Source organism: Streptomyces sp. NRRL F-5755, assembly GCF_001279365.1.
GTDB lineage: Bacteria > Actinomycetota > Actinomycetes > Streptomycetales > Streptomycetaceae > Streptomyces > Streptomyces rimosus.
The window spans coordinates 1-228 of sequence record NZ_LGCW01000238.1 but is presented as its reverse complement, the minus strand read 5'-3'; the positions used below and the strand labels follow the sequence as shown (position 1 = coordinate 228).

Here is a 228-nt window from a genome sequence, read left to right as displayed (position 1 = left end):
GAAGCAGCCATCCTTGAAAGAGTGCGTAATAGCTCACTGGTCAAGTGATTCCGCGCCGACAATGTAGCGGGGCTCAAGCACACCGCCGAAGTCATGTCATTGACGCATGAGGTCCAACGACCGTGTCGATGGGTAGGGGAGCGTCGTGTGCCGGGTGAAGCAGCGCCGGAAGGTAGTTGTGGACGGTTCACGAGTGAGAATGCAGGCATGAGTAGCGATACACACGTG

General features: G+C 57.0%; 1 rRNA gene. It reads left to right on the top strand.

Going from position 1 to position 228, the window contains the following annotated elements:
• A 23S ribosomal RNA gene (locus tag ADK86_RS19235) occupies positions 1-228 on the top strand; the annotation flags it as partial.